Annotated in this window: 19 protein-coding genes and 1 tRNA gene; 11 read left to right on the forward strand and 9 right to left on the reverse strand. The window is 72.3% G+C overall.

Annotated features, from left to right (window positions below; translation table 11 throughout):
- Positions 1-111 precede the first annotated feature (111 nt).
- Genes OG245_RS13985 through hutU form a run of 3 tightly spaced genes read right to left on the reverse strand, consistent with a single transcriptional unit; the run spans position 112 to position 4483 of the window.
- On the reverse strand, positions 112-1479 hold the full coding sequence (locus OG245_RS13985) for a formimidoylglutamate deiminase (protein ID WP_371623846.1): 1368 nt from the start codon (positions 1477-1479) through the stop codon (positions 112-114).
- The gene (locus tag OG245_RS13990; RefSeq protein WP_371623847.1) at positions 1470-2825 is read right to left on the reverse strand and encodes an allantoate amidohydrolase; all 1356 of its coding nucleotides are present in this window, start codon (positions 2823-2825) and stop codon (positions 1470-1472) included. The genes OG245_RS13985 and OG245_RS13990 overlap by 10 nt, the downstream gene beginning before the upstream one ends.
- Positions 2825-4483, reverse strand: a complete 1659-nt coding sequence (gene hutU / locus OG245_RS13995) for a urocanate hydratase (protein WP_371623848.1) — start codon at positions 4481-4483, stop codon at positions 2825-2827. The genes OG245_RS13990 and hutU overlap by 1 nt, the downstream gene beginning before the upstream one ends.
- A gap of 146 nt (positions 4484-4629) precedes the next feature.
- Here hutU and OG245_RS14000 point away from each other — a divergent pair, with 146 nt between their 5' ends.
- The 5 genes from OG245_RS14000 to OG245_RS14020 all read left to right on the forward strand — a co-directional run bounded on the left by OG245_RS14000 (position 4630) and on the right by OG245_RS14020 (position 8426).
- Positions 4630-6030 (forward strand): APC family permease, encoded by a 1401-nt coding sequence (locus OG245_RS14000; protein WP_371623849.1) that lies wholly within the window; start codon positions 4630-4632, stop codon positions 6028-6030.
- Between the two features lie 156 nt (positions 6031-6186).
- On the forward strand, positions 6187-6600 hold the full coding sequence (locus tag OG245_RS14005; protein ID WP_371623850.1) for a hypothetical protein: 414 nt from the start codon (positions 6187-6189) through the stop codon (positions 6598-6600).
- Complete coding sequence (locus OG245_RS14010; RefSeq protein WP_371623851.1) at positions 6597-7406, forward strand: winged helix-turn-helix domain-containing protein; 810 nt, start codon at positions 6597-6599, stop codon at positions 7404-7406. Before OG245_RS14005 ends, OG245_RS14010 begins: the two co-directional genes overlap by 4 nt.
- 38 nt (positions 7407-7444) lie before the next feature.
- The gene (locus tag OG245_RS14015) at positions 7445-7909 is read left to right on the forward strand and encodes a roadblock/LC7 domain-containing protein (RefSeq protein ID WP_371623852.1); all 465 of its coding nucleotides are present in this window, start codon (positions 7445-7447) and stop codon (positions 7907-7909) included.
- Between the two features lie 142 nt (positions 7910-8051).
- Positions 8052-8426: a hypothetical protein gene (locus OG245_RS14020; RefSeq protein ID WP_351045807.1), complete on the forward strand. Its 375-nt coding sequence runs from the start codon at positions 8052-8054 to the stop codon at positions 8424-8426.
- Between the two features lie 204 nt (positions 8427-8630).
- On the opposite strand, the gene OG245_RS14025 is transcribed toward OG245_RS14020, so the two are convergent.
- Together OG245_RS14025 and OG245_RS14030 are read right to left on the reverse strand one after the other, a co-directional pair.
- On the reverse strand, positions 8631-9170 hold the full coding sequence (locus OG245_RS14025; protein ID WP_371627882.1) for a hypothetical protein: 540 nt from the start codon (positions 9168-9170) through the stop codon (positions 8631-8633).
- A 144-nt stretch (positions 9171-9314) separates the two neighbouring features.
- The gene (locus OG245_RS14030; protein ID WP_371623853.1) at positions 9315-10160 is read right to left on the reverse strand and encodes a MurR/RpiR family transcriptional regulator; all 846 of its coding nucleotides are present in this window, start codon (positions 10158-10160) and stop codon (positions 9315-9317) included.
- Positions 10161-10363: 203 nt separating this feature from the next.
- On the opposite strand from OG245_RS14030, the gene OG245_RS14035 reads away from it, so the two are divergent.
- On the forward strand, positions 10364-10783 hold the full coding sequence (locus tag OG245_RS14035; RefSeq protein ID WP_371623854.1) for a hypothetical protein: 420 nt from the start codon (positions 10364-10366) through the stop codon (positions 10781-10783).
- A 487-nt stretch (positions 10784-11270) separates the two neighbouring features.
- On the opposite strand, the gene OG245_RS14040 is transcribed toward OG245_RS14035, so the two are convergent.
- Positions 11271-12677: a cystathionine beta-synthase gene (locus OG245_RS14040; protein ID WP_371623855.1), complete on the reverse strand. Its 1407-nt coding sequence runs from the start codon at positions 12675-12677 to the stop codon at positions 11271-11273.
- 159 nt (positions 12678-12836) lie between these two features.
- On the opposite strand from OG245_RS14040, the gene OG245_RS14045 reads away from it, so the two are divergent.
- The 3 genes from OG245_RS14045 (at position 12837) to OG245_RS14055 (ending at position 16424) form a co-directional block, all read left to right on the forward strand.
- Complete coding sequence (locus OG245_RS14045) at positions 12837-13838, forward strand: SGNH/GDSL hydrolase family protein (RefSeq protein WP_371627883.1); 1002 nt, start codon at positions 12837-12839, stop codon at positions 13836-13838.
- A gap of 177 nt (positions 13839-14015) precedes the next feature.
- Positions 14016-15236, forward strand: a complete 1221-nt coding sequence (locus tag OG245_RS14050; protein WP_371623856.1) for an acetyl-CoA C-acetyltransferase — start codon at positions 14016-14018, stop codon at positions 15234-15236.
- 321 nt (positions 15237-15557) lie between these two features.
- A complete protein-coding gene (locus tag OG245_RS14055; protein WP_371623857.1) occupies positions 15558-16424 on the forward strand; it encodes a hypothetical protein in 867 nt (288 codons plus the stop codon).
- 64 nt (positions 16425-16488) lie between these two features.
- On the opposite strand, the gene OG245_RS14060 is transcribed toward OG245_RS14055, so the two are convergent.
- The 3 genes from OG245_RS14060 to OG245_RS14070 all read right to left on the reverse strand — a co-directional run bounded on the left by OG245_RS14060 (position 16489) and on the right by OG245_RS14070 (position 18145).
- Positions 16489-16806 carry a hypothetical protein gene (locus OG245_RS14060; protein ID WP_371623858.1) on the reverse strand — a complete coding sequence of 106 codons (318 nt, stop codon included), beginning with the start codon at positions 16804-16806 and terminating at the stop codon, positions 16489-16491.
- A 141-nt stretch (positions 16807-16947) separates the two neighbouring features.
- Positions 16948-17829, reverse strand: coding sequence for a Bax inhibitor-1/YccA family protein (locus tag OG245_RS14065; protein ID WP_359684773.1), 882 nt, complete (start codon positions 17827-17829; stop codon positions 16948-16950).
- 230 nt (positions 17830-18059) lie between these two features.
- Positions 18060-18145, reverse strand: a tRNA-Leu gene (locus OG245_RS14070).
- Between the two features lie 587 nt (positions 18146-18732).
- On the opposite strand from OG245_RS14070, the gene OG245_RS14075 reads away from it, so the two are divergent.
- Together OG245_RS14075 and OG245_RS14080 are read left to right on the forward strand one after the other, a co-directional pair.
- The gene (locus OG245_RS14075) at positions 18733-19503 is read left to right on the forward strand and encodes an ABC transporter ATP-binding protein (protein WP_215107609.1); all 771 of its coding nucleotides are present in this window, start codon (positions 18733-18735) and stop codon (positions 19501-19503) included.
- A 122-nt stretch (positions 19504-19625) separates the two neighbouring features.
- The gene (locus OG245_RS14080) at positions 19626-22157 is read left to right on the forward strand and encodes an ABC transporter permease (RefSeq protein WP_371623859.1); all 2532 of its coding nucleotides are present in this window, start codon (positions 19626-19628) and stop codon (positions 22155-22157) included.
- Positions 22158-22215 lie beyond the last annotated feature (58 nt).

A 22215-nucleotide genomic window follows, 5' to 3' on the forward strand; every position in this document is an offset into this window, starting at 1 on the left:
TCTCCTTGCGTTCCGGGGGGTCCGGTTCTGCGGGCGGGGTCCGGTCCGTGGCTTCGGGCGGGATCCGGTCCGGGGTCTCGGGTTTGTCCGGGAGCTCGGGCGGGTCCGGGGTCAGTGGTGCAGGGCGGCCACGGCCTCGGCGAGCGCCCGGGGCACGTCCTCGATCCGGGTGTGACGGCCGTCCCGGACGATGTGCCGGCCTGCCACGACCGTGTGCCGCACATCAGCGGCGGAGGCGGCGAATACGGCGGTCTCCGCTGCCAGTCGGGGCACCGGTCCGGCCGTCCTGACGGAGTCCAGGGCGACGGTGGTCAGATCGGCGGGCGCTCCCGGCTCCAGCACGCCCGCGTCGGGGCGGCCGAGTGCGGCGTGCCCGTCGGCGGAGGCGGCCCGGAGCAGGGCGGCGGCCGTCCAGTGGCCCCGGATGTGGGTGCGCAGCCGCTCGTTGAGCTCCATCGCGCGCGCCTCCTCGAAGAGGTCGATCACGGCGTGGCTGTCGCTGCCCAGCGAGAGCGGCGAGCCCTCCTTCTGGAGGGCGGCGGCGGGGCCGATGCCGTCGGCCAGGTCGCGTTCGGTGGTGGGGCACATGCAGGTGCCGGTGGCCGAGGAGCCGAGCAGCTCGATGTCCGCCTCGGTCAGGTGCGTGTTGTGGATGCCGGTGGTGCGCGGGCCGAGGACCCCGTGGTCGGCCAGCAGCCGGGTGGGGGTGCGGCCGTGGGCGGCCTGGCAGGCGTCGTTCTCCGCGGTCTGCTCGGAGAGGTGGACGTGGAGCGGGGCGTTCCGCTCCTCCGCCCACCGCGCGACGGTGGCCAGCTGTCCGGCCGGGACCGCCCGGACGGAGTGGACGGCCGCGCCGATGAGGGTGTGGTCGTCGCCCTTGAGGAGGGAGGCGCGCTCCGCCCAGGCCTCGGCGGTGGTGTCGGAGAAGCGCAGCTGGTGCCGGGTGGGCTTCTCGCCGAATCCGGCGGCGAGATAGGCGGTGTCCAGCAGGGTGATCCGGATCCCGGCCTCGGCGGCGGCCGCGATCAGCGCTTCGCCCATGGCGTTCGGGTTGGCGTACGGGGTGCCGCCGGGGGCGTGGTGGAGATAGTGGAATTCGCCGACGGCGGTGATCCCGGCCAGGGCCATCTCGGCGTACGTGGCGCGGGCCAAGTCGAAGTAGGTGTCCGGGGTGAGCCGGGAGGCCGTCCGGTACATCAGCTCGCGCCAGGTCCAGAAGGTGCCCGAGCCGACCTGGACGGTGGCGCGCAGGGCCCGGTGGAAGGCGTGGGAGTGGGTGTTGGCGAGGCCGGGGACGGTCAGACCGCGCAGCGCTGTCGCGCCGGGAGGCGGTGTCTCGACCCCGGTCCTGATTCCGGCGACGCGGCCGTCCGCGACGTCCAGGGTGACGCCCGGCTCGACGTGGGTGCCGAGCCAGGCGTGGTCCATCCAGTAGGTCGCGGTGACGGGTGCGCCCGTCGTCCGCTGTGTCAGCTGCACGCGAGACCTTCCAGTACGTCGGCGAGCGCCCCGACCCCGGCCGTGCAGTCGTCCTCGGTGGCGTGCTCGGCGGGTGAGTGCGAGATGCCGGTGGGGTTGCGTACGAAGAGCATGGCGGTGGGCGCCGAGGCGGACAAAATACCCGCATCGTGGCCCGCGCCGGTGCCGAGGACGGGCAGGGGACGCCCCGTGTCGCCGCTCGTCTCCAGGATCTTGCCGAGCTCGTCGCGCAGGGCGTGCTCGAACGCGACGACGGGCGTGAACGACTCGCGGACGACGTCGAGGTCGATCCCGGCCCGCTCGGCGTACTCCCTGGCGGCCCGCTCGATTCCGGTGACGACGGCGTCCAGGGTGGCCTGGTCGGCGGCGCGGGAGTCGAGCCAGCCGCGGACGAGGGAGGGGATGGCGTTGACGCCGTTGGGCTCGACCGCGATCTTGCCGAAGGTGGCGAGCGCGCCGGTCAGTTCGGCTTCGCGGCGGGCTGCGAGGACGGTCTCGGCGTACGTGAGCATCGGGTCGCGGCGGTCGGCGAGGCGGGTGGTGCCCGCGTGGTTGGCCTCGCCCCGGAAGTCGAACCGCCAGCGGCCGTGCGGCCAGATGGCGGAGGCGATGCCGACGGGGTCGCCGGTCAGGTCGAGGGCGCGGCCCTGCTCGACGTGGAGTTCGACGAACGCGCCGATCCGGGCGAGGCGTTCCGGATCGGGTCCGATGGTCCCGGGGTCGTATCCGGCGGCTTCCATGGCGGCGGGCAGGGTGGTCCCGTCCCCGTCGCGCAGCCGGTGGGCGTCGGCGACGGCGAGCTGTCCGGCGGCGAGCCGGGACCCGACGCAGGCCAGGCCGAAGCGGGCGCCCTCCTCGTCACCGAAGTTGGTGATCGCCAGCGGCCGGGTGAACTCCACTCCCCTGCGGTGGAGTTCATCGAGCGCGGCGAAGGAGGACACCACGCCGAGCGGGCCGTCGAAGGCGCCGCCGTCCGGGACGGAGTCCAGGTGGGACCCGGTGACGACGGCGTCCCCGGCCAGGGGGTCGCCGAGCCAGGCCCACTGGTTGCCGTTCCGGTCGGTCTCGTACGCGAGACCGCGCGCCTCGGCCTGTGCGCGGAACCAGGCCCGGCAGTCGAGGTCCGCCGGTGACCAGGCGTAGCGCCGGTAGCCGCCGCTGTCGGCGTGGCGCCCGACGGGGGCCAGCTCCCGCCACATCGAGAGGAAGGAGTCGCCCGCGCGCCACCGCTCCCGGGCGCCGGGAGAGGCGACGGGCTCGCCCCCGGGCCTGCCGGGGGTGGTCCCGGGCGTACCGGGAGTGGTCCCGGACCTGCCGGGGGTGGTCCCGGGTGTGCCGGACGGCATCAGTTGCCCTCCGTCATGGGGACGCGTACGCCCTGGTCGGCGGCGACGTTCTCGGCGATGTCGTAGCCGGCGTCCACGTGGCGGATGACGCCCATGCCCGGGTCGTTCGTCAGCACGCGGCGGATCTTCTCGCCCGCGAGCTTCGTGCCGTCCGCGACGGAGACCTGGCCCGCGTGGATGGAGCGGCCCATGCCGACGCCGCCGCCGTGGTGGAGGGAGACCCAGGAGGCGCCGGAGGCGACGTTGACCATGGCGTTGAGCAGCGGCCAGTCGGCGATGGCGTCGGAGCCGTCGAGCATGGCCTCGGTCTCGCGGTACGGGGAGGCGACCGAGCCGCAGTCCAGGTGGTCGCGGCCGATGGCCAGCGGGGCGGCCAGTTCGCCGCTCGCGACCATGTCGTTGAAGCGCTCGCCGGCCTTGTCGCGCTCGCCGTAGCCGAGCCAGCAGATGCGGGCGGGCAGGCCCTGGAAGTGGACGCGCTCGCCGGCCATCCTGATCCAGCGGTGCAGCGACTCGTTCTCCGGGAACAGCTCCAGCATCGCCTGGTCGGTCTTGTGGATGTCGGACGCCTCGCCGGAGAGCGCGGCCCAGCGGAAGGGGCCCTTGCCCTCGCAGAAGAGGGGGCGGATGTAGGCGGGGACGAAGCCGGGGAAGTCGAAGGCGCGGTCGTACCCGGCGAGCTGGGCCTCGCCGCGGATGGAGTTGCCGTAGTCGAAGACCTCGGCACCGGCGTCCATGAAGCCGACCATGGCCTCGACGTGGCGGGCCATCGACTCGCGGGCGCGCCGGGTGAAGTCGGCGGGCTTGTCGGCGGCGAGGTCGGCCATGTCGTCGAAGTCGACGCCGAGCGGCAGGTAGGCCAGCGGGTCGTGGGCGCTGGTCTGGTCGGTGACGATGTCGATGGGCGCGCTCTCGGCGAGCATCCGGGGCAGCAGTTCGGCGGCGTTGCCGAGGAGGCCGATGGAGAGCGGGCGGCGGGCGTCACGGGCCTCGACGGCGAGCTGGAGGGCGTGCTCCAGGTTGTCGGCCCGCACGTCCAGGAAGCGGTGCTCGATCCGGCGCTCGATGGCGCGCGGGTCGCAGTCGATACAGATGGCGACGCCGTCGTTCATGGTCACGGCGAGCGGCTGGGCGCCGCCCATGCCGCCGAGTCCGGCGGTCAGGGTGATCGTCCCGGCCAGCGTCCCGCCGAACTTCTTCGCGGCGACGGCGGCGAAGGTCTCGTAGGTGCCCTGGAGGATGCCCTGGGTGCCGATGTAGATCCAGGACCCGGCGGTCATCTGGCCGTACATGGTGAGTCCGAGCGCCTCCAGGCGGCGGAACTCCTCCCAGTTGGCCCAGTCACCGACCAGGTTGGAGTTGGCGATGAGCACGCGCGGCGCCCACTCGTGGGTCTGCATGACGCCGACCGGCCGCCCGGACTGGACGAGCATCGTCTCGTCCTGCTTGAGCGTCTGCAGGGTGCGGACCATCGCGTCGAACGAGCGCCAGTCGCGGGCGGCCTTCCCGGTGCCGCCGTAGACGACGAGCTTGTCGGGGTGCTCGGCGACCTCGGGATCGAGGTTGTTCTGCAGCATCCGCAGGGCGGCTTCCTGCTGCCATCCCAGGGCGGTCAGTGCGCTGCCGCGCGGTGCCCGTACGGGGCGGGGTCCTGACATGGCGGTGCCTCCTCGCGACGGTGAAAATCTATTCACATCCTGATGCTCTGAATAGTCGTAGTCAACAGGTGCGGTTCGCACCGCGGCCGGGAACAGGTTCTGCCAGGACGCCCCGCAGCCACGCGCAGGACGAACCGGAGGCATTCATGAGCACGGCCGGCACACCCGCGCCGACGGAACCCGGGGGCCACGGCGCCCAGGAGAATCCCGGAGGATCGCCGCCGCTCAAGCGCGCCCTCGGCACCAAGCTGCTGATCCTCTTCGTCGTCGGCGACATCCTGGGCACCGGCATCTACGCGACCACCGGGAACGTGGCGGGCAAGGTCGGCGGCGCGCTGTGGCTGCCGTTCGCGATCGGTTTCGCCGTCGCCCTGCTGACGGCGGCCTCGTACGTGGAACTCGTCGGCAAGTACCCGAAGGCGGCCGGGGCCGCGCTCTACACCCAGAAGGCGTTCAAGATCCCGTTCCTGACCTTCGTCGTCGCCTTCATGGTCATGTGCTCGGGCCTCTCCTCGGCCGGCGCGGCGGCGCGGGCGTTCAGCGGCGACTATCTGGGGGAGTTCACCGACGCGGTGCCGCCGACCCTGATCGCGATCCTGTTCGTGCTCGCCCTCGCCGCGATCAACCTCCGCGGGGTCGCCGAGTCGGTGAAGGCGAACGTCGTCCTGACCCTCGTGGAGGTCAGCGGACTCGCGGTGATCCTCGCGATCGGCGCGTACGCAGTGTTCAGCGGCGACGGCGCCCCCTCCCGGCTGACCCAGATCGAGACCGGCGGCACCGGGTACGCCCTGGTCACCGGGGTGCTCGGCGCCACCGCGCTGGGCTTCTTCGCCTTCGTCGGCTTCGAGGACTCGGTGAACATGGCCGAGGAGACCAAGAACCCCGGCCGCGCCTTCCCCCGCGCGATCTTCATCGGGGTGGGCATCACCGGCACCGTCTACGTCCTGGTCGCCCTGGTCTCCTCGCTCTTGGTCGACTCCCGCACCCTGGCGGGCTCCAGCGGCCCGCTGCTGGAGGTGGTGAAGGCCGGGGGCGTCGATTTCCCGCCGAAACTCTTCGCGCTGATCGCCCTGTTCGCCGTCACCAACTCGGCGCTGATCAACATCATGATGGCCTCGCGGCTCTGTTACGGCATGGCCAACGAGCGCATCCTGCCGCCCGCGATGGGCAAGGTGCTGGCCGGCCGCCGCACCCCCTGGGTCGGGATCGTCTTCGTCTCCCTCCTGGCCATCGGCCTGGTCTCCACCGGCGAGATCGAGGGGCTCGGCGACACCACCTCGTTCCTGCTGCTCTGCGTGTTCGCCGTCGTCAACATCGCCGTGCTGGTGCTCCGCAAGGACCGGGTGGACCACCGCCACTTCCGTACGCCCACGGCGCTTCCGGTGCTCGGCGCGATCACCTCGCTGATCCTGGCGAGCCCGCTCGCCGACCGGGGCTCCGACGTGTACGTCCGGGCCGGGGTCCTGCTGCTGATCGGGATCGGGCTGTGGGTGGTCAACAAGGCGGTGATGACGGCCCGCGAGAAGTCGGGCGCCCAGGGCGCCTGACGGGTCGGCGCCCGGGGCCCGCCGCCGGGTTCCGGCCGCTCCTTTACACCGCGGGCCGCATGTACCAAAGGAAAATGCCGGAACCTCCACCTGCCGTGAGCACGATGCGTAGCCTCTGCGTTACAGCCGTACGCCACGTCGGGAGGGGAGATCCGCATGCCCGGAATCGACGAGTGCCTGCTCGAAGTCATGAGGCTGCCCGGTGCCCGGGGGGCCTCGGTGGTCGACTGGACGAGCGGTCTCGCCCTCGGCACCATCGGGGAATCCCCCAACGGCGACCACGAGGCGACCGCCGCCGAGACGGCGGAGGTCGCCCGGATGACCGCCGAGCAGCCGGCCTTCGCCCACCTCGCCCCGGACGGCGGCGCACAGCATCCCGGACAGGCGCCGAGCACCCCCGTCGAGGACGTCATCGTCACCACCCTCGACGGATACCACATGCTCCGGTTCGTCGAGACGGACTTCGACAGCAGCGTCTTCCTGCATCTGTGGCTGGACCGCGCCGAGGGCAATCTCGCGCTCGCCCGGATGCGGCTCGGCGAGCTGGCCGAGCGCCTGGTGCTGGCATGAGCGCGATAGCCGCCGACCCCGACGCCCCCGGCACGGACCGGCTCCCGGTGCTCTCCCCGATGCTCCAGCGCCTCGCCGCCGAGCGCGCCACCGGCGCCCTGATGCGCGACCGGGGCACGCTCTACCTCGCCGACGGCCAGGTGGTGCACGCCGAGAGCCCCGCCACCCCCGGCATCGACGTCCTGCTCACCGCGGGCGGCACCCTGCGGCACGAGGGCTGGTGGGACGCCGTGGCGCAGGCCGGGGCGCACCGCCGGGTCGGCCGCTATCTCGTCGACGGCGGTCATGTGCCGGGCGGCGCACTGGAGTTGTGCCATCTCGGCGCACTGTACGACGCCGCGTTCTTCGCGCTCGCCCCGACCGGGACGCCCGCCCGTTTCCGCTACGGGGTGGCGCACTGGATCGGTCCGGTGCGGCCGGTCCCGGTGGCCGCCGTGGAGCGCGAGACGCTGCGCAGACGGGAGTTCCTGGACCGGATCTGGCCCGACCCCGCCTGCGACGGCGCGCCACTGCTGCGGACGTCGGCGCATCCGTCCGACGCCCCGGTCCCGGCCCGGCAGCGCCGGCTCTTGGAGCTGGCCGACGGGGTCCGTACGGCCTCGGACATCGCGCAGGCGCTGGGCCGTTCGGCGTTCCACATCCTGGTCGACCTGCGGCGGCTGGCGGCGGCCGGCCTGGTGGAGGCGGTCCGCGCCCAGCCCCTGCCGGCCTCGTCGGCGTCCGGCCGGATCACGCTCCCCGAGGTGACGGCCGACCCCGACATCGCCCTGCTGCGCCGGCTCCGAGACGCATTGGAGGCCCTGTGATACGCGCGCTCAGACAGCGTGCCGGGAGGAGACAGCAGATGGTGCCCGAGGCCGAAGTGCGGGATGTCCTCGTCGAGCTCCAGCGGTTACGCGCCCGGGTCCCGCTGCTCTCCGGGGCGCTCGCCGCCTCCACCGACGGGCTGGTCCTGGCCCACGACACCCCGGGCGTCGAGGCGGAGGGCGTCGCCGCCCTCACCGCGGCAGCACTCGGCGTCTCCGTCCGGATGACCGACGCCACCGGCCGGGGCGGCTTCCGCGAACTGCTGGTCCGCGGCGGCAACGGCTACGTCGCCACCTACGCCGCGGGCTCCTCCGCCGTCCTGACCCTGCTGGCCGAGGACCGCATCAACGTCGGCCGCCTCCATCTGGAGGGCCGCCGCGCGGGCGCCCGTATCGGCGAGCTCGTCGACGCCGCGCTGCGACGCACGGAGCGCCCCGCCACCGCCGCACCCCCGCGCCCCGCCACCGCGCCCGGCCGCACCCTGCCGCAACGCCCCACGTAGGCGGCCCGATCCCCCCACCCGCACCGTCACCACCACCGGGACTCACGCCATCACGCAGAAGCCCGCGCACCGGCCCGAACGGAAGCCACCACAGAAACGGACCCGGTCACCGCGACCGGCCAGGGAAAGGAAACGAGCCTCCATGGCGAACACCGAAGCGACACTGAAGGAAGCGATGAGCTCGATCGAGGGCGCCACGGGCGTCGCCCTCGTCGACTACACGAGCGGGATGGCCCTGGGCACGCTCGGCGGCGGCAAGGACTTCAACCTGGAGGTCGCCGCCGCGGGCAACACCGACGTGGTCCGCGCCAAGCTCCGCACCATGGAGCACCTGGGCATCAAGGACGAGATCGAGGACATCCTGATCACGCTCGGCACCCAGTACCACCTGATCCGGCTCCTCAAGACCCGTGGCAACAACGGCCTGTTCCTGTACCTGGTGCTGGACGCGAGCCGGGCGAACCTGGCGATGGCCCGCCATCAGCTGAAGAAGATCGAGGCGGGACTGGAGATCTAGATCTGACCCCGGCACGGTCCGGCCCCGGTACGGTCCGGCCTCCAGTCAGGTCCGACCTTTGATCTGGTCCGGCCAGGGCAGGTCCGACCTCAAGCCACGTCCGACCGCGCCAGGTCCGACCTGAAGCCACGTCCGACCACGCCGGGTCGGACCTCGCGCCAGGACCGGCCTCGCGTCACGTCCGACCTCGGGTCGGGTCCGACCTCACCGGCGGCGACGCCGCGCCCCGCCCGGCGCGGCGTCCCCCGCCTCCGGACCAGTCGTCCGGTACGCCCCGACCCGCTTGCCCGCCGGGCCTCCGCGCCCGGTCCAGTCGGTGCGCACCCAGTACAGGACGTCCTCCCGGCGCTCCCGCTGCCCGATGCGCACGGCCTTCAGCCACAGCCCCGCACCCGCGCCGGCGAGCAGCAGCCCACCGGTCCCCGGCAGCGCGAACGACGACGCCACCGCGACGACGAACGCCCCCAGCAGCCACCACCTGCGCCCGCGCCGCCACACCCGTACGGTCACGGCCCGGTCCTGGAGGAAGTCGCCGCGCCCGACGCGGGAGGCGCTCCGGGACAGTTCCGCGTACCGCTTCCCGCGCGCCAGGGCCACGACGGCGGCGGTGACGAGGAAGAGCGCCGCCCCGGCGAGCAGCCCGATCCGACGCCCGGTCAGGCCCGGAGCGAACGCCCCCGCCGCGGCCGCCACCAGGCCCGCCCACCACAGCGGCGCCGCCCCGGCCCGTACGGTCACGGCCACCCTCGCCAGCGACTGCCCTCCGCGCCCCACGTCCGTACCCCTCTCGCTCCGCGGCGCCGCGGTGTCGCGGCGCTTCTGGGCGCGGAGGTTAACGGTCGCAGATGAGCGATGCCTGAGAATCCGCGGAGGGCCGGGGGCGGGCCCTCACTCCACGAACAGGCCGCGCGCCGCCGCCCGGGCGTCGAACTCCTCCAACCGGGCCTGGGCGTCGGGGAGTCCGTCGCACATCGCCTCCAGCAGCACCCGGCCGAGCAGCATCGGCGCGCAGACGGTGTCGAAGGAGAGCCCGGAGCCGATCGCCGCCGGGAGCAGCAGGTCGCTGTGCTTGGCGACGGGCGCGAAGGCGGAGTCGGCGACCGTCACCACGGTCAGCCCCTGGTCCCGGGCGTACGCGAGCGCGTCCACGCTCTCCCTGGGGTGGCGCGGCAGCGCGAAGCACATCAGGGCGGTGGCCCCGGCGCGGCGGGCGGAGTCGATCCGGTCGGGCAGCATGCTGCCGCCCTCGTCGAGGACCCGGACGTCGGGGTGCACCTTGGCGGCGAAGTAGCCGAAGCCGCGGGCCTGCGAGGAGGCGGCGCGCAGCCCGAGCACCGGCAGCGGACGGGATTCGGCGAGCAGCCGGCCGGCCCGTTCGACGGGCGCGGGGTCGGCGAGCACGTCGGAGAGGTGCTGGAGGTTCTCGATCTCGGCGCGGACGGCCTGCTGGTACTCGTTGTACGTCTCCCCCGTCTCCTCCTGCTCCGCGTCGGCGGGCGCGACCTCGCGCAGGTGCCTGCGCAGCGCCGGATAGCCGTCGAAGCCGAGGGCGACGGCGAAGCGGGTGACGGAGGGCTGGCTGACCCCGGCCAGCTCGGCCAGCTCGACGCTGGAGAGGAACGGCGCGTCGGCCGCCCGGCGGACCATGCAGTGCGCGATGCGCCGCTGGGTGGGCGTGAGCCGGTGCCCCTCGAAGAGCCGCTGCAACCGTGCGGCGGGGCTGCTCCCAGTCATCCCTGTCCCCTTGCTGGATCCGTCGCGCCCCGACCGGCACCGACCGTTCTATTCAGCCAGGAAGGTCGCTGTATGTCCATATGCAGGGGGGCGGGAGCCGGGGCGGGCCGAGGGTGGAGCGGCCGACGGAGGGGGGTTAACCCCACGGAACTGGGGGGCTAGCCCCACTGGCAGGGGTGGTCCGGCTCCGTACCGTGGTCGGCATGGAAGCCCGTGACCACGAGCTCAAGAAGGAGCTCGCCGCCACCCTCCAGGCACGCGGCGAGCTGGGCGCGGAGTACGAGAGCGCGCTCATCGACTCGTTCCTGGAGAAGGTCGAGCAGCGCCTCGACACCACGCTCGACCGCCGGGTCCGCCGTCAGCTCGCCGAGCAGCAGATGTCCGCCGCCCGGGGGGTGCGTCCGACGGAGCCGGGGAGCGGCTTCGGGGAGCGGCACGGTCTGGGGATCGTCTCGCTGATTCTGGCCGTCCCGCTGTCCGCGATCGGTGTCGTGAACGCCGGGATCGAGGGTCTGGTCGTGGCCTGGCTCGGCATCGTCGGCGTCAACGCGTTCCAGGCGGCGCGGGGCGGCGGCCTGTTCCGCCGCCGGGAGGAGCGCGCGCCGAGCGACTGGCGGGACTGAGCGCCGCCCGATCATCGGGGCCGGGGACCATCGGGGCCGGGCCCCGCACGAGGTATGTCGCGGGAACCGCCGCACCCCCGGTCGCCCGGGGGGCGGGACGACGGCGGTCCCCGCGAGGGACGCGGTCCGGGTCAGGGCCGGTTGCCCGCGTCCGGGCGACGGTGGAGGTCCGGGAGCCGCTCCGTAGTCCGGTGTCGCCGTTCTGGGTGCCGGCGGGTTTCCCTGCCGACACCCACCAATGTGCCGGAGCCGTGTTAAGCGGGTGCTGCGCGGACGTGACGCGCTCGTACCGTTTTCGCGAAGACCCGCCGCCGGGCCGCCGGGCACCGCGACGGGGCTGCTTCCGGCCCGTCGGGCGCCTCGCGTCCAGGCCCTGCGCCCGGCCCGCCAGGCGCCTCGTCGGGGCCCTGCTTCCGGCCCGTCAGGCGCCCGGGCCGGGGCCCGCTTCCGGCCCGTCAGGGGCCGGAGCGGACCCTCCACCGACGCGTCAGGACTTCGCCGTGCCCGCGTCCTTGGCGAGGAACGCCAGCAGGTCCTGCCGGCTCACGACACCCTTGGGCTTGCCCTCGACGAGCACGATCGCCGCGTCGGCGCCGTCCGTGCCGCTGAGCACGGCCATCAGGTCCTCGACCGGTTCGCCGGAGCCGACCTGCGGCAGCGGGGCCGACATGTGCTTCTCCAGCGGGTCGGTCAGCGAGGCGCGCTGGGTGAACAGCGCGTCCAGCAGCTGCCGCTCCACGACCGATCCGATGACCTCGGCGGCCATCACGTCCGGGTGACCGGCGCCCGGCTTCACGATCGGCATCTGGGAGACGCCGTACTCGCGGAGCACATCGATGGCGTCGCCGACCGTCTCCTCCGGGTGCATGTGGACGAGGGAGGGCATCGGGCCCTCCTTGAAGTCCAGGACCGCGCCGACGTTGGCGGAGGTGCCGGTGTTCTCCAGGAAGCCGTAGTCGGCCATCCACTCGTCGTTGAAGATCTTGCTCAGGTAGCCGCGCCCGCTGTCGGGCAGCAGCACCACGACGACGTCCTCGGGGCCGAGCCGCCTGGCGACCTCCAGGGCACCGACGACCGCCATGCCGCAGGAGCCGCCGACGAGCAGCCCCTCCTCCTTGGCGAGCCGCCGCGTCATCTGGAAGGAGTCCTTGTCGGACACCGCGACGATCTCGTCGGTGACGTTCCGGTCGTAGGCGCTGGGCCAGAAGTCCTCGCCGACGCCCTCGACCAGATACGGCCGCCCGGAGCCGCCGGAGTAGACCGAGCCCTCCGGGTCCGCGCCGATGACCTGGACCGCGCCCTCGCTGATCTCCTTGAGGTAGCGCCCGGTGCCGCTGATCGTGCCGCCGGTGCCGACGCCCGCGACGAAGTGGGTGATCTTCCCCTCCGTCTGCTCCCACAGTTCGGGGCCGGTGGTCTCGTAGTGCGAGCGCGGGTTGTTCGGGTTGGAGTACTGGTCGGGCTTCCAGGCACCGGGCGTCTCGGTGACCAGCCGGTCGGAGACGTTGTAGTACGAGTCCGGGTGCTCGGGGTCAACGGCGGTGGGGCAGACGACGACCTCCGCGCCGTACGCGCGCAGCACGTTGATCTTGTCCGTGGACACCTTGTCCGGGCAGACGAAGATGCACTTGTAGCCCTTCTGCTGGGCGACGATGGCGAGCCCGACGCCCGTGTTGCCACTGGTCGGCTCGACGATCGTGCCGCCGGGCTTCAGCTCCCCGCTCTGCTCGGCCGCCTCGATCATGCGCAGCGCGATGCGGTCCTTCACCGACCCGCCGGGGTTGAAGTACTCGACCTTGGCCAGGACCGTCGCCTGGATGCCTGCCGTGACGTTGCGCAGCCTCACCAGCGGGGTGTTGCCGACAAGACTGATCATCGAATCGTGGAATTGCACCGTGTACTCCGGGATCTCCGAGATGGTCCGGCCCAGAGTATGCGTACAGGACGCTCTCTGCGTACGGGTAGGAGTACACCGAGCCCCGAGCGGGGCAAGTAGGTACGTGTACGGCTGTACGGCGAGGAGGAGGTGGACCGGACTGTGTCGAGAGCAAGGGTGGCACGGCGGATCGCGGCGGGCGCGGCCTACGGCGGTGGCAGCATCGGGTTGATCGGTGCGGCGGCCGTGGGCGTGTTCCTGGCGGAGGTCCAGCTCGCGAAGAGGCAGGTGGGCGGGGGGACGGCCCCGGTCCCGCCGAGCGCGGACGGGCGGTACGGAGTGGCGTTCGCCGGGCCGAACGACGCGATGCGGCTCGGGATGCTCGGCGACTCGACGGCCGCGGGCCAGGGGGTGCGGCGGGCCGGGCACACTCCGGGTGCGCTGCTGGCCTCGGGGCTCGCGGCGGTGGCCGAGCGGCCGGTGGACCTGCGGAACGTGGCCCTGCCGGGGGCCAGGTCGGACGATCTGGAGCGGCAGGTGTCGCTGCTGCTGGCGGATCCGGCGCGCGTCCCGGACGTCTGCGTGATCATGATCGGGGCGAACGACGTCACCCACCGGATGCCCGCGACCCAGTCGGTGCGCTGTCTGACGACGGCGGTGCGCAGGCTGCGGACGGCGGGGGCGGAGGTGGTCGTCGGGACCTGCCCGGACCTGGGCACGATCGAGCCGGTCTACCAGCCGCTGCGCTGGCTGGCCCGGCGGGTGAGCCGGCAGCTGGCGGCCGCGCAGACCATCGGGGTGGTGGAGCAGGGCGGGCGCACGGTGTCGCTGGGCGATCTGCTGGGCCCGGAGTTCGCGGCGAACCCGCGCGAGCTGTTCGGCCCGGACAACTACCACCCCTCCGCCGAGGGCTACGCCACGGCGGCCATGGCGGTGCTGCCCACGCTGTGCGCGGTGCTGGGCCTGTGGCCGGAGACCGACCGGCTGGACGGCGCACGCCGCGAGGACATCCTCCCGGTGGCGAAGGCCGCGTCCCAGGCGGCCCGGGAGGCCGGTACGGAGGTCACGGGCGCGCGCGCTCCCTGGGCCCTCCTCAAGCACCGCCGGCGGCGGCGTCTGCCCGCCTCGACGGAACCCACCCCGCACCCGCACCCGGACGCCGCCCACGGGCACGCGTAGGAGCACGCGTAGGAGCCGTCACCACCCGGCAGGACACCGGCGGGACACCCTGAGCAAGCGCTTAGAAAAGAGTCCCGCATCACACGGCCTGCCGGGTGACCACGGCGATACGTCCGGGTAACTTCCAGAGGAGTTCCGTCCGTCCACACAGCCTTCCAGCCCCCTTGGAGCCGCGTGATGCCCGAAGCCGTGATCGTCTCTGCCGCCCGTTCGCCGATCGGCCGCGCCTTCAAGGGGTCCCTGAAGGACCTGCGCGCGGACGACCTGACCGCCACGATCATCCAGACCGCCCTGGCCAAGGTCCCCGAGCTGGACCCGAAGGACATCGACGACCTGATGCTGGGCTGCGGTCTGCCCGGCGGCGAGCAGGGCAACAACCTGGGCCGCATCATCGCCGTGCAGATGGGGATGGACCACCTTCCCGGCTGTACGGTCACCCGCTACTGCTCCTCCTCGCTGCAGACCAGCCGGATGGCGCTGCACGCGATCAAGGCGGGCGAGGGCGACGTCTTCATCTCGGCCGGTGTCGAGATGGTGTCCCGCTTCGCCAAGGGCAACTCCGACAGCCTGCCGGACACGCACAACCCGCTGTTCGCCGACGCCGAGGCCCGCACTGCCGCCCGCGCCGAGGAGTCCGGCGCGAGCTGGCACGACCCGCGCGAGGACGGCCTCGTGCCGGACGCGTACATCTCGATGGGTCAGACGGCGGAGAACCTGGCCCGGACCAAGGGCGTCACCCGCCAGGAGATGGACGAGTTCGGCGTACGGTCGCAGAACCTCGCCGAGGAAGCCCTGAAGAACGGCTTCTGGGAGCGGGAGATCACCCCGGTCACCACCCCGGACGGCACCGTGGTCGCCAAGGACGACGGCCCGCGCGCGGGCGTCACCCTGGAGGGCGTGCAGGGCCTGAAGCCGGTCTTCCGCCCCGACGGCCTGGTCACCGCGGCCAACTGCTGCCCGCTGAACGACGGCGCCGCGGCCCTGGTGATCATGTCCGACACCAAGGCGCGCGAGCTGGGCCTGACCCCGCTGGCCCGGATCGTCTCCACCGGCGTCTCCGGCCTCTCCCCCGAGATCATGGGGTACGGGCCGGTCGAGGCCAGCAAGCAGGCGCTGAAGCGGGCCGGCCTGACCGTCGGCGACATCGACCTCGCCGAGATCAACGAGGCGTTCGCCGCCCAGGTCATCCCCTCCTACCGGGACCTCGGCCTGCCGCTGGACAAGGTCAACGTCAACGGCGGCGCGATCGCCGTCGGCCACCCCTTCGGCATGACCGGCGCCCGCATCACCGGCACGCTGATCAACAGCCTCCAGTTCCACGACAAGCAGTGGGGCCTGGAGACGATGTGCGTGGGCGGCGGCCAGGGCATGGCGATGGTGATCGAGCGGCTGAGCTGAGCCGCAGCGGAGGGTAGGGGGCGCGCGAGGTACGAGTGCGGCACCTGCCCGCAGCGGAGGCGAAGCCCAGCGCGACCACCAGCGCGAGCGGCTGAGCCAACCTCACCGAGCTCCGACCGTGACCGAATCTCCCCCAGGATGTGATCTGCGTCCCGGGGGAGAGTCGTTTCCGCAGGTCAGGGCCAATTTGGGGCTAAACATCGGACCGAAAGACCTGTCCATTTCGTGACGTAATGCACTGACAGCCCGTACCGGTACAGGTCAAGCTGATGTAGGAAGTCGGGGGTATCGATAGAAACCGGGAGTATGTCAGTGAGCGCCATGTCATTTGCCCTGTTGCTGACCACCGCCGCTGCCACGGCCGTCGGCGCCGCCGCACTGCACGCCGCTCACGGGCTGCGCAGGCAGGTGGCCGCGCTGCGCACGGAGCTGGCCGCCGGCCGCGCCCTCAGTGCTTCCGTGCCGCCGCAGAGCCGCAGTACGGCCACTCCCGCCGAGGAGATACGCACGGCCGTCGCCGAAGCGCTCGCCGAGGAGCGCGAGCGCGAGCTGGCCGAGGCGCGCGCCTTCTGGGCCGCCCAGGAAGCCCGTGACGCCGCCGACGCCCCGTCCCTGCTGGGCGGCCTGTCCGGTCTCGGCGACGACGCCCCGTACTACCTGCCCCGGCAGGCCGACTTCGCCGGTCTGGAGTCGATGGACCTCGAAGCGGCCGAGGCGATGGAGGAACTCGCGGAGCTGACCGAGCGGACTCTCGCGGAGCACGAGAGCGGCGAGCCGACCGACCTCCCGGAGATCGCGGAGTTCCCCGAGGACTCCCCCGAGCTGGCCGCCGCCCGCCGCCGCCACCCCTCGCACCCGGACTTCATCCCCGTACAGACTCACGTGGTCACCGACCACGAGCGCACCGTGAACCGGCTGGAGGAGCTGGCCGACACCGCGACCGAGCTGACCGACGTGCGGCCCGGCCCGCTGGGCACGCTCGACGTGTACGTCTTCGCCGACGGCACCACGCTCTGCATGACCCCCGGTCACCGCGAGACCGCCGAGCGCCTCGCCGACGCCCTGCGGGCGGGCCGGCAGCCGGTGCTGCTGGGCGGCTCGGGCGTCTCGGGCGCCTACGCGCTGACCTTCTCCTGCGGCGAGGACAACGTGTACATCCTCGCCGACCGCGTCATCGCCTCGTTCTGACCGGGATTCACCCCGGGCCGCCCCGGTCCCGGGCGCGGGCCCTCACACGCGTCGCTCACACGCGTCACGCGAAAGCCCGCGCCGCCGCTTCCCCGACATACCGCACGGCCTCGTCCAACTCCTGGGACGGGGCCGTTTCCAGTGCCACCGCCAGGTCCCGCCCGGCGACGGCGAGCTGGTCGCCCACGGCGAACATCCCGGCGTCCGGCAGTTCACGCGGCTCGGCGTCCGGGTCCTCCAGACGCTGGGCCCGGGCGGCGAGTTCGCGGGCCGCGGCCAGCGCCTCGGCGGCCGCACCGCGCTGGAGGCGGCTCTGCGGGGCCGAGCGCAGCCGGTCGGCGAAACGGTCCACGGTCAGGATCAGGGGCGTCGTATCGAGCACCCGGCCGACCCTACGCGGCCCTCCCGCCCGGCTGCCAGCGCCGGGCGGGGGCACGGAACGCGGAACGGCCCGCAGGCACGATGCCTGCGGGCCGTTCCGGTGTCACGGGTACCGCGGGTGTCACGGGTGCTCGGCGGCCGGTCAGTCGTCGCCGCTGAGGATCGCGACCAGGCGCAGCATCTCGATGTAGATCCACACCAGGGTCACGGTGAGGCCGAAGGCCGCCAGCCAGGACTCCTCGCGCGGAGCGCCGTACGCGATGCCGTCCTCGACCTGCTTGAAGTTCAGGGCGAGGATGCACGCGCCGATGACGATGGCCACGATGCCGAAGATGATGCCGAGCGCACCGCTGCGGAAGCCGAGGCCGTCACCGCCGCCGAACACGGCGAACAGGAGGTTGACCATCATCAGCAGCGAGAAGCCGATGGCTGCCGCCATCACGAAGCCGTAGAAGCGGCGCGTGACCCGGATCAGTCCGGTGCGGTAGGCGATCAGCACACCGGCGAAGACCGCCATGGTGCCGATCACCGCCTGCATCGCGGCGCCGGGAGCCCAGTAGACACTGACGATGTTGCTGATGACGCCGAGGAAGACACCCTCGAACGCCGCGTACGTCAGGATCAGCGGCGGCGAGGGCCGGCGCTTGAACGAGTTCACCAGCGACAGCACGAAGCCGATGATCGCGGCGCCGATGGCGACGCCGATCGCCGTGCCGACGTTCTCCTTGTCGACCGGCAGCGTCCACCAGGCGGCGGTCGCGGCGACGATCACGGTGCCGAGCGTCATCGCCGTACGCGTCACCACGTCGTCGATGGTCATCACGTCGGGACGGGCGGGCGCCTGCGGGGCGCCCTGGATGTCCGTCTGCGCGTAGGGGTTGGTGGCGTACGGGTTGGCGGCGGTGCCCTGCGCGTACGGGTTGCCCGTCGCGGGGGCCCCGGCCTGCGGCGTCGCGTTGAAGCCCGCGTGGCCGTTGTCGCGGCTGAACCCCCGTCGCGAGAAGACCGGGTTGCTGCTCCTCATCTCACTCCTCCATGGCCACACTGCGTGGCCTTGCCACAAGAGTAATGGGTAGGCAAAAGAATCACCCTAGTGCCAGGGGAGGATCTTTGCGCCGGTGTGCGCCGAGGCTCCCCGGGGCCCGGGAGGAATCACGTACGGGCCGGGGATCATGGGGCACACAGGTGGTCGGGCTCACAGGAGCGGGAGGCGGTCACGGTCTGGGCCGTCCGGGTCACGCACAGTGCGGCGCGTGGTGCCCGGAGCCGGACTCGAACCGGCACGCCCCCGAGGGGCAGCGAGGTTTAAGCTCGCCGTGTCTACGTTCCACCATCCGGGCGTGCCGCGCGGCTCCGCGTCTGGCTACCGACCCTATCCGGGGGCGTCCCTCGATCAGCGGAACAGTGGCGCGATGTTGTCTTATTTTATTGACCGCTTGAGGGTCCGTCAGGACATCTGGCCGGGCTGACCGCACGCCCGCGGCCGATCATGGGCGGTCCGCGCCCCGGACGGGAATGACGGAAAGTCGCCGCACTCGTACGGCCCAACGCGCCAGGTCCGCGCCAGGCTTCGCCAGGGCATCCGCCACCCTCGGGTCCGGCGCCGCTCCGGCCCGGGTCCGGCCCCGGGTCCGGCGCCGGTCCGTCGGGGCGCGCCCACCGCCGGGGCAGCTCCCCGGCCGCCCACCGCGTGCTCACCGTGGGTGACCGTGAAGCGGTGGCCTCGGCTCGGTCAGGGTCGATGTCATACCCGAGGAGGACGGATCCACTCCCCCGATGCGACTCAAGGCGGCCACGGGAACGGGCATCGGGAGTGACGACCGGGGCCGATCGGGACGTAACGATGGAGTAAGTCCCCGAGGCATGGCGTCAGCGCCCGCCTCAGCACGGCCCATGCGTCCGCATCACCCGAACCAGGAGCGTCCCTGTGACCACCACCCCCACCGTTCACCGCGCCACCGCGGTGGCTGCCCGCGCCACGGAGCTGTCGAAGGTCTACGGCGAGGGCGAGACGCAGGTCGTCGCCCTGGACCGGGTGACCGTGGACTTCCCGCAGGGCGAGTTCACCGCGATCATGGGCCCCTCGGGCTCCGGCAAGTCGACGCTGATGCACTGCGTCGCCGGGCTCGACAGCTTCAGCAGCGGTTCGGTGCGCATCGGCGAGACCGAGCTGTCCACGCTGAAGGACAAGCAGCTCACGCAGTTGCGCCGGGACAAGATCGGCTTCATCTTCCAGGCGTTCAACCTGCTGCCGACGCTCACCGCGCTGGAGAACATCACCCTGCCGATGGACATCGCCGGCCGTAAGCCGGACGCCGCGTGGCTCCAGAAGGTGATCGACATGGTGGGGCTCTCGGAGCGGCTGAAGCACCGCCCGACCGAGCTCTCCGGCGGTCAGCAGCAGCGCGTCGCCGTGGCCCGCGCCCTGGCCTCGCAGCCCGAGATCATCTTCGGTGACGAGCCGACCGGGAACCTGGACTCCCGCTCCGGCGCCGAGGTCCTCGGCTTCCTGCGCAACTCGGTGCGCGAGCTGGGCCAGACCGTGGTGATGGTGACGCACGACCCGGTCGCCGCCTCCTACGCGGACCGGGTCATCTTCCTCGCGGACGGCGCGGTCGTCGACCAGATGATGCACCCGACCGCCGACGGGGTCCTCGACCGGATGAAGGCGTTCGACGCGAAGGGCCGCACGAGCTGACGCCGTCGGCCGGGCCGGCCGGCCCGGCCGCCGCACCGGCCGACACGGGCGCCCCGCCGCACCCCGGCCGCCGGCATCGCGCGTCCCCGCCCCCCTTCCGGAACCCATCCCAGGACACAGACATGTTCCGTACCGCCCTGCGCAATGTGCTCGCGCACAAGGCCAGGCTGCTGATGACCGTGCTCGCCGTCATGCTCGGCGTAGCGTTCGTCTCCGGCACCCTGGTCTTCACCGACACCCTCGGCAACGCCTTCAGCAAGCAGTCCGCCAAGAGCTACGACAACGTCGCCGTCTCCATCGAGACGTTCGCCGGCGACGACGAGAAGACCGCCGGCATCGACGACGCCACCCTGGAGAAGATCCGGGGCCTGGACGGCGTGGCCTCCGCCACCGGCCGGGTCAACGGCTTCGCCGGGGTCGCCGACCCGGACGGCAAGCTGATCGGCAACGGCTGGTCCAACACCGGTGCCAACTTCGCCCCCGGCAAGGACGGCAAGGACGCGAGCTACGTCTTCACCGACGGCTCGGGCCCGGCGGAGAACGGCTCGGTCGCACTCGACAAGGACACCGCGAGCAAGGGCAAGTACCGCGTCGGCGACCCGGTGCGGGTCGCGACCAACGGCCCGGTGAAGGAGTACACCCTCTCGGGGATCTTCACCACCGAGGACGGCGCGGTCAACGCGGGCGGCAGCCTCGTGCTGTTCGACACCGCGACCGCCCAGAAGCTCTACCTGAAGCCCGGCGTCTTCCAGAACGCCACCGTCTCCGCCGCGGGCGGCGTCTCCGACCGGAAGCTGCTGGACGCGATCGAGCCCCTGCTGCCGAAGGACGCCACCGCGCAGACCGGCAAGGCGCTGGCGGACCAGCAGGCGAAGGACATCGAGAGCGGACTGTCCAGCCTCAACACCATGCTGCTGGCGTTCGCGGGCATCGCGCTGTTCGTCGGCATCTTCCTCATCGCCAACACCTTCACCATGCTGATCGCCCAGCGGACCCGTGAGCTGGCCCTGATGCGGGCCATCGGGGCCACCCGCCGTCAGGTCAAGCGCTCGGTGCTGCTCGAAGCGGCGGTCGTCGGGACGCTCGCCTCCGTCATCGGCTTCGCGCTCGGCCTCGGCCTCGCCACCGGTCTGCGCTCCGCGATGGGCCTCCTGGGCGGCAAGATCCCCGCCGGCCCGCTGATCGTCTCGCCGACCGCCGTCCTCTCCGCCTTCGCGGTGGGTGTTCTGATCACCGTGCTGGCCGCCTGGCTGCCCGCCCGCCGGGCCGCGAAGATCGCCCCGGTGGCCGCGATGAGCAGCGTGCACGCCACCGCTTCCACCAAGTCCCTGGTTCTGCGGAACTCCATCGGCGGCGTGATCGCCCTGATCGGCGCCGCGGGCATCGTCGGCGGTGCGGGAGCGGGCGGCACGTCCGGCCGGCAGCTGGTCGCGGGCGGCGCGTTCTTCGCCCTGATCGGTGTCATCATCCTGATCCCGCTGCTGTCGCGCCCGGTCATCGCGCTGGTCCGGCCGCTGCTGGAGAAGCTGTTCGGCGTCTCCGGGAAGCTGGCCTCGCAGAACGCGGTCCGCAACCCGCGGCGTACCGGAGCCACCGCCTCCGCGCTCGCCATCGGGCTGACCCTGGTCACCGGCATCTCGGTGCTGGGCGTCACGCTCGGCCAGGCCATCGACAAGATGACCACGGACAACATCAAGGCCGACTACCTGGTCTCGATGGCCAGCGGCGACTCGCTCGACGAGTCCGCGCTGACGGCCCTGTCGAAGGCGGACGGCGTCGCCGCGCTCTCCCCGCAGCAGGCGGCCTGGTTCGAGGTCGACGGCGAGTACCACTCGGCCTCCGCCGTCACCCCCGGCGACGTGGAGAAGGTCTTCTCCCTGACGACCGTCTCCGGCTCGCTCGGCTCGCTCAAGGACGGCCAGGTCGCGGTCGGTTCCAAGACCGCCGAGTCGAACGGCTGGAAGACCGGCGACACGCTCCCGGTGAAGTTCGAGGACGACAAGAAGGGCGAGGTGACGGTCGGGGCGCTCTACAAGGAGAACGAGTTCCTCTCACCCTTCGTGATCCCGAAGAAGCTGGCGGACGAGCACAGCACCTCCACCCGCCCGGAGATCCGGGAGATCTGGATCAAGGCGGACGGCGGCGCGAGCAAGGCGAACGAGCAGTCGGTCGTGGACGCGCTCGGCGACAACCCGGCGATGAGCGTCATGGACCGGCAGGACATCCGTGACATGTTCGGCGGCTTCATCAACACCGCCCTGAACATCATGTACGGGCTGCTCGCCATGGCCCTGCTGATCGCGGTCCTCGGTGTCGTCAACACCCTCGCGATGTCGGTGTTCGAGCGGCAGCAGGAGATCGGCATGCTCCGTGCGATCGGCCTCGACCGGGGCCGCGTCAAGCGGATGATCCGTCTGGAGGCCGTCGTCATCTCGCTCTTCGGCGCGGTGATCGGGGTCGGCCTCGGGGTCTTCCTCGGCTGGGCGATCGGCCAGACCCTGTCCGCCGACATCCCCGGCTACGCCCTGGTCATCCCGTGGGACCGGCTCGGCGTCTTCCTGCTCCTCGCCGCCCTGGTGGGCGTCCTCGCCTCGCTGTGGCCCGCCCGCAGCGCCGCGAGGCTCAACATGCTGACGGCGATCAAGACCGAGTAGTCCGGGCCCGGGGGCCGTGGGGACGACGAGGGGCCGGCGCCCCGCTGGAAAGCGGGGC

It is taken from the genome of Streptomyces sp. NBC_01116 (assembly GCF_041435495.1).
In the GTDB taxonomy this organism is placed as follows: domain Bacteria; phylum Actinomycetota; class Actinomycetes; order Streptomycetales; family Streptomycetaceae; genus Streptomyces.

Coding starts and splice junctions, on each gene's coding strand:
- OG245_RS13990 (WP_371623847.1), bottom strand. CDS start 2,825: ATGCCGTCCGGCACACCCGGGACCACCCCCGGCAGGTCCGGGACCACT.
- hutU (WP_371623848.1), bottom strand. CDS start 4,483: ATGTCAGGACCCCGCCCCGTACGGGCACCGCGCGGCAGCGCACTGACC.
- OG245_RS14000 (WP_371623849.1), top strand. CDS start 4,630: ATGAGCACGGCCGGCACACCCGCGCCGACGGAACCCGGGGGCCACGGC.
- OG245_RS14005 (WP_371623850.1), top strand. CDS start 6,187: ATGCCCGGAATCGACGAGTGCCTGCTCGAAGTCATGAGGCTGCCCGGT.
- OG245_RS14010 (WP_371623851.1), top strand. CDS start 6,597: ATGAGCGCGATAGCCGCCGACCCCGACGCCCCCGGCACGGACCGGCTC.
- OG245_RS14015 (WP_371623852.1), top strand. CDS start 7,445: ATGGTGCCCGAGGCCGAAGTGCGGGATGTCCTCGTCGAGCTCCAGCGG.
- OG245_RS14020 (WP_351045807.1), top strand. CDS start 8,052: ATGGCGAACACCGAAGCGACACTGAAGGAAGCGATGAGCTCGATCGAG.
- OG245_RS14030 (WP_371623853.1), bottom strand. CDS start 10,160: ATGACTGGGAGCAGCCCCGCCGCACGGTTGCAGCGGCTCTTCGAGGGG.
- OG245_RS14035 (WP_371623854.1), top strand. CDS start 10,364: ATGGAAGCCCGTGACCACGAGCTCAAGAAGGAGCTCGCCGCCACCCTC.
- OG245_RS14050 (WP_371623856.1), top strand. CDS start 14,016: ATGCCCGAAGCCGTGATCGTCTCTGCCGCCCGTTCGCCGATCGGCCGC.
- OG245_RS14055 (WP_371623857.1), top strand. CDS start 15,558: ATGTCATTTGCCCTGTTGCTGACCACCGCCGCTGCCACGGCCGTCGGC.
- OG245_RS14065 (WP_359684773.1), bottom strand. CDS start 17,829: ATGAGGAGCAGCAACCCGGTCTTCTCGCGACGGGGGTTCAGCCGCGAC.
- OG245_RS14080 (WP_371623859.1), top strand. CDS start 19,626: ATGTTCCGTACCGCCCTGCGCAATGTGCTCGCGCACAAGGCCAGGCTG.